This window comes from Floccifex sp., assembly GCF_051873495.1.
Classification (GTDB): Bacteria; Bacillota_I; Bacilli_A; order Erysipelotrichales; family Erysipelotrichaceae; genus Floccifex.
In genome coordinates this window covers 1-5,665 of record NZ_JBJEEX010000109.1, presented here as the reverse complement: position 1 = coordinate 5,665, position 5,665 = coordinate 1, and the positions used below count along the sequence as shown (strand labels likewise).

Here is a 5,665-nt window from a genome sequence, read left to right as displayed (position 1 = left end):
CTTTTTATTCTTTTCCATTCCAGCAATATGTACACATTTTACAATGATCCAATCCAACTGAATCCAACATATCATCTAAACGATGATAACGAAGTGAAGTGAAATTTAATTTTTCACAGATTTTATCAACCATCTTTTGATATTTTTCACTATCTGGATCAGCGTATTCTTGTAATACTTCCATTGGAACATTTTCTTGTCCTTCTAATTCTTCAATCACACGACGCGCAATTAATTCGTGTTCTGAAGTTGATCTTGAGAAGTTCAAATATTTACAACCAAATAATAATGGAGGACAAGCAGGACGAATATGAACTTCTTTTGCCCCACTTTCATATAAGAATTCCGTTGTTTCTCGTAACTGTGTTCCACGAACAATCGAATCATCAATTAATAATAATTTTTTCCCTTGAATTAATTCATGAACTGGAATTAATTTCATTTTCGCAATTAAATTTCGTTTTGTTTGAATGGTTGGCATAAATGAACGAGGCCAAGTTGGTGTATATTTAATAAACGGTCTTGAGAAAGGAATTCCAATTTCATTGGCATATCCAACCGCATGAGCTGTTCCAGAATCGGGAACTCCAGCAACTACATCAACTTGTAAACCAGCATCTCTTCGTGCTAATAGTTTTCCACAATTGTAACGCATTTCTTCAACGTTTACGCCTTCATACGTTGCAGATGGATATCCATAATAAACCCATAAGAACGTACAAATTTTCATGTCAGAACCTGGTTGAACAAGTGTTTGACATGAATGGTCATCAAAACAAACGATTTCTCCTGGACCTAATTCTCGATCCAATTCATATCCTAAATTTAAAAACGCAAAGCTTTCAAACGTAACACAACGAGCATCGTCTTTTTTACCTAAGATAACTGGTGTTCTTCCGTGTTTATCACGTGCTGCATAGATTCCTTTTGGTGTCATTAATAAAAGGGATAATGATCCATCAATGGTATCCAACGCATATTGAATTCCTTCAATCAAATTATCTTTTTGATTGATTAAAGCGGCTACTAATTCTGTCGCATTTACTTCTCCATTGCTCATCTCAAAGAAATGAGTACGATGTTGTAGAACATTTTCTATAATCTCTTGGGTGTTATTAATTTTACTGACAGTTGTAATGGCATACGTTCCATGAATCGAACGAATTACGATGGGTTGCGGCTCATAGTCTGAAATACATCCAATTCCCATTGTTCCTTCTAATTCATTCAAATCGTTTTCAAATTTAGTACGGAATGGGGAATTTTCGATGTTATGAATCGATTTGGTGAATCCTTGCGAACCATAAGTTGCCATCCCTGCACGTCTTGTTCCTAAATGCGAATGATAGTCTGTTCCAAAATAAAGGTCAAATAGACAGCTTTCTTTTGAAGCAACTCCAAAAAAACCACTCATAAAGTCCTCCTTATATTTTTTATATGTATATTATTATACTCTATTTTTTTAAAGATTTGAAATTATGTTAAAATATTCTAAATAAAAAGGAAGTGATTTTATGTGGATTTATATGGCCCTTCTTTCCAGTCTTTTTGCCGGACTCACATCTATCTTTGCCAAGTGTGGTATTAAGAAAACAGACTCTGATGTAGCTACTGCCATTCGTACCATTGTCGTCTTTATTTTTGCCGGTATCATGGTAAAAGAATTTACCAGCATTGATTCTAGATCATTATTATTTTTAATTCTATCCGGTATGGCAACAGGAGCCAGTTGGCTGTGTTATTTTAAAGCTTTATCAATGGCCGATGTGAATAAAGTCGTTCCTATTGATAAATCAAGTGGTGTCTTAACAATTATTTTAACGATTCTTTTCTTTCATGAAACCAATCATTTATTCATTAAAATCATTGGAATTATTACCATTTCTATGGGAATTTTTATGATGATTGAAAAGAAAGATGTTGTTTCTAAATCCGAAAAAGGATGGTTTATTTATGCCATTGGATCTGCACTATTCGCTGCTCTTTGTTCCATCTTAGCTAAAATTGGTATATCAAACATCGATTCAAACTACGCAACCTTTATTCGTACCGGTGTTGTATTAATCATGGCTTGGTTCATTGTCTTTTTAAAACACAAACAACAAGAAGTTAAACACATTGATAAAAAAGAGCTATTTTTTATTTGTATCTCCGGACTATCTACGGGAGCTAGTTGGTTGTGTTATTACTATGCGATTCAAAATGGAATTGTATCCGTAGTTGTACCCATTGATAAATTAAGTATTGTCGTATCTATTGTATTCTCATCACTTGTATTCAAAGAAAAACTAACTCCAAAATCATTCATAGGCCTTTGTCTAATGGTATTTGGAACAATATTAATGGCACTATTCGCATAAAAAAAGAAGGATTTTTTTCCTTCTTTTTATGTTTTAAGGTCTTCAGTAGAAACATTCTAGGCTATCCCCAATGTAAAATTAAATAAATTATCACACCAGTTAACAGTCCTAGAACACCTATAATGCTTATTCTCTTTTTACTCATAATCAATAACAATTAACCTCCTCGTATATATTTTAGAGCATTCATTTCAAATCAAGTTAATAACACTAGTGTAAACAACAAATTCTAACGTACGTTTTGTACTTATAATATATGTTATTAATCACATTAATTCAATACACTTAATAAAAACTTAATGTTTTTTTACAATCGTTTTAACATTTAGTAATAATTCCCTTATAGAAATCAACGGCTCCTGGTAAAGAAGAAGTTTCTACGCATTCATTTAATCCATGCATACCCTTCATTTGTTCTTTTCCAAATACAATTGGCGCAAAACGAATACAGTTTTCGGATATTTCTTCATAGAAACGAGCATCCGTTCCTCCAGTCATTACATATGGACAAGTTGGTAAGTCTTTAAATACATCATGAACAACTTGCTCAACATAATGAAACGCATCGGAATGAATATCCACTGGTGGACAATAATCATATCCATCCACAATTCTCATTTCCAAATCATATTTTTTGGCAATGTTTTCCACAACTTTATTAGATTCATTCATGCCTTGATGAGGGGCATAGCGTAAGTTCGCAATTAATTTAGCTTCTTGTGGCAATACATTGTATCCACTTGAACCCGACTGCATAGTGAATGCCATTGTAGTTTTAATTAAAGCAGTTCCTTGAGCAGAAATAGAAGGCATTAATAATTTCAATAAAGGTTTAAATAACCATAAATTCCCAAACAATAATCGCATATAAAACGGACAATAAGGTGCTAGTGTTTCAAACATGGCTTTAGCTTGGGGAATAAATTCTTTTTTAAATGGATCATGTTTTTCAATATCTACGACAAACTTCGATAAACGGGCAATGGGTGTATTCTTTGATGGATAACTTGAATGCCCTCCATTGGAATGCGCCGTAAATTCTAAGTTTCCTTGCCCTTTTTCTACAACACCAATCATCGCAAAGTTTCCTTTACATCCACCGATTGGTTCATTGACAATGGCTCCTCCTTCATCAACAACTAACCAAGGTTTAACTCCTCTTCTTTTTAATTCATTGACTAATTTAGGACAACCATCTCCACCAACTTCTTCGGTACAACTTGAAGATAGATAAATATCTTGTTGCGGAATATATCCTTGTTCTAATAACTCTTCACAAGCTTGGAAGAAAGCCATAACCGAACACTTTGTATCACAAGCACCTCTTCCCCATACTTTTCCTTGTGATATTTCACCAGAAAAAGGATCACGTTCCCAATTTCCATCAGCCGATACAACATCTTGATGGGACATTAGAACAATCGGTTTATCACTTTGTTTCCCTGTCCATTTAAATAATAAGTTTCCATCAATCTCAGTTTTTTCCATATGCTTGTGCACAAGCGGAAATTGTTCTTCCAATATTTTATGAAAACCTAAAAACTTTTCTCTTTGGTTTTCTCCTTTTACACTGATTGTTTCATATTGCACCATTTTCGATAAAATAGTGGCATATTTTTGTTCACGAACCTCATCATGTTTTGATTCAAATGTTGATGTTTTGGGTTTAATAAATAATAGTGTTCGAATGATCGCAATCAAAATCAACCCTAAAACAATTCCAAGAATTCCTAATAAAACTTTAATCATTTTTTATTTCCTTTCATGTGTGAATACAATGTTAAGCCAATCGCAATAGCTCCACTTGGAATGACAATAAAAGACACAGATCCAAGTAAAGATGGTACCAATACAAATAAAAGCGACACAAACATTAACGTAATACCCGCTACTTTTAAATTACTACGATAATATTTATATGCCATAGCTCCAAATAAAGCAGGTACCACATTATCAAATGCTGGTTGTAATACGGGTGATTGTAGAATAGGTTGAAGCGGAATCATTAATAAAACACCTAGAGCAATTACTACAATCGTCACAAGTGAACTTGTGGCAATGGATAAAGTCGCAATGATTTCACTTTCTTCACTTCCCGCTTTGGCTTGAACGATATCACGCGAAGTCATGGCACATGGTATTTTCATATTAATTAAATTACCAGTAATAAAAGCTAAATAAGTTCCACCTGCTCCAAGCATTGGTGTATAAATCAAGTATTCCGCTATACAACTAACAATGTAAACCAAGCCTACCGATAAAAAACACTTTCCTACTGCACTTAAATCTGGCATCGCATCTAAAATGAATCCCATCACAAATGGCACGGCAATAAAGAGTGCTAAACAAATAACTGTACAAATTCTTCCATAGAAATGGGTTTTATTATTATATTTTTCAAAGATTTCTTTTTTATTCATTTTATATCACCATCCCAAAAATAATAGCACTGGCCATAGCCACTAACATCGAACCCGCAATTGAGAAAGAATCCACCCAGTCTTGGTGTTTCTTTTCTTTTAGATAAATAAAGAAGGCTATCGTAATCGCTGATACAATCGCAACTAAAATCGGGATGATGTCTCCTTTAAACGAAAACATTCCTTTACCAGAAATAAACGATCCTAAATAGCTTCCAATATAAGCGGATACCAATCCCACAAACATCGCATTCATAGCTTTATCTCCAAAACCAGCTAATGAAGACTTCTTTCCGTCTTCTTTCTTTTCTTTTTTGGTTGTGTATTTTTTAGTGAAAAGAACCGCAAATACCATTCCCCAAATAATACATACACTCATAACTAAAGCAATGGTTGTGAAAGCTTGAGCAGTCATATGACTTGCGGATAAACTTTCCAATCCAACGGCTTCGCTCGCTGCTTGGGCTACTTGGGTTTCATAGTGTAGAGCACCTACAACTGATAAACGAAGCCAAGGAAGTGGAATTCCTAGGGCTCCTGAAAGAGCAATAACACCTAATAAAATCCCAATAGAAGGTAAAACAGAAAACGTAGCGCTTGAGGTAATGGCTTGTTTCAATTTATGTTTGTCCATACCAATGGCAAGTCCGGCTTTATAGGCTCTAACCATAAATAGAATACATACACATGCCACAAACAAAATCACAATCCCAACTACTAAATACATAGAAGGACTGTTTAATTGATTCATAATATTGTTCATAATATCTTTCTCCTTTTTTCTATTATACCAAATAATAAAAAAAGACATTCTAATCACTTAAAATGTCTGGCCCTCTAAATTAATGCGTGGTTGTGGTGGGGCTCTAAAGTCTTGCGTGGCGG

5 protein-coding genes are annotated in these 5,665 nt (G+C 34.1%); 1 reads left to right on the top strand and 4 read right to left on the bottom strand.

What is annotated here, in order from left to right; all coding sequences use genetic code 11:
- Window positions 1-4: 4 nt before the first annotated feature.
- The gene (locus tag ACI313_RS06415) at window positions 5-1,414 is read right to left on the bottom strand and encodes an amidophosphoribosyltransferase (RefSeq protein WP_320607825.1); all 1,410 of its coding nucleotides are present in this window, start codon (window positions 1,412-1,414) and stop codon (window positions 5-7) included.
- Between the two features lie 100 nt (window positions 1,415-1,514).
- On the opposite strand from ACI313_RS06415, the gene ACI313_RS06410 reads away from it, so the two are divergent.
- Entirely contained in the window at window positions 1,515-2,360 is an 846-nt protein-coding gene (locus ACI313_RS06410) for an EamA family transporter (protein WP_439755577.1), read from the top strand.
- A 318-nt stretch (window positions 2,361-2,678) separates the two neighbouring features.
- Here the strand turns inward: ACI313_RS06410 and ACI313_RS06405 are convergent, their stop codons facing one another.
- The 3 genes from ACI313_RS06405 to ACI313_RS06395 are packed head-to-tail and all read right to left on the bottom strand — an operon-like array spanning window position 2,679 to window position 5,543.
- Entirely contained in the window at window positions 2,679-4,109 is a 1,431-nt protein-coding gene (locus ACI313_RS06405) for a M20/M25/M40 family metallo-hydrolase (protein WP_439755576.1), read from the bottom strand.
- Window positions 4,106-4,780, bottom strand: coding sequence for a hypothetical protein (locus ACI313_RS06400; protein ID WP_320607822.1), 675 nt, complete (start codon window positions 4,778-4,780; stop codon window positions 4,106-4,108). The genes ACI313_RS06405 and ACI313_RS06400 overlap by 4 nt, the downstream gene beginning before the upstream one ends.
- A gap of 1 nt (window position 4,781) precedes the next feature.
- Window positions 4,782-5,543: a DUF5058 family protein gene (locus ACI313_RS06395; protein WP_439755575.1), complete on the bottom strand. Its 762-nt coding sequence runs from the start codon at window positions 5,541-5,543 to the stop codon at window positions 4,782-4,784.
- Between the last annotated feature and the right edge of the window lie 122 nt (window positions 5,544-5,665).